This is a genomic window from Pseudomonas sp. BN414 (assembly GCF_029871275.1).
Lineage (GTDB): Bacteria > Pseudomonadota > Gammaproteobacteria > Pseudomonadales > Pseudomonadaceae > Metapseudomonas > Metapseudomonas resinovorans_C.
This window is the reverse complement of the sequence record NZ_SSOL01000007.1, coordinates 1-533: the sequence shown is the minus strand read 5'-3', so window position 1 is coordinate 533 and position 533 is coordinate 1. Positions and strand designations below refer to the sequence as shown.

1 protein-coding gene is annotated in these 533 nt (G+C 61.4%); it reads left to right on the top strand.

Going from position 1 to position 533, the window contains the following annotated elements; translation table 11 throughout:
• Positions 1-533: Ig-like domain-containing protein (locus E8E95_RS00050; protein WP_280347118.1), on the top strand; the 533-nt coding region annotated here is incomplete at both ends.

The following is a 533-nucleotide window of genomic DNA, read 5'->3' as shown; positions in this document are numbered from 1 at the left end:
GCAATGTGCTGGGCAACGACAGCGATGTGGATAACACCCTCAGCGTTGCCAGCTTCAGCATCAATGGCGTACCCAGCACCTTCACGGCGGGTTCCAATGCGGTGATCGCCGGAATCGGTACCCTGACCCTCGCGGCCAACGGCAACTACACCTTCACCCCGGCCACCAACTGGAGCGGCGACGTACCGCAGGTCACCTACACCACCAATACCGGCAGCAGCTCTACGTTGGATATCACCGTGACTCCGGTGAACGATGCGTCCACCCTGGTCGCTGACAGCAATTCCGTGGCCGAAGACAATCCGGCCACCGGCAACGTGCTGGACAACGACAGCGATGTGGATAGCACCCTGACCGTTGCCAGCTTCACCGTGGCCGGTGTCACCAGCAGCTTCAATGCCGGCCAGACCGCGACCATCGCCAACGTTGGTACCTTCACCCTCGACAGCAATGGTGACTACACCTTCACCCCGGCCGCCAACTGGAATGGCTCGGTGCCGCAGGTCACCTACACCACCAATACCGGCAGCGAA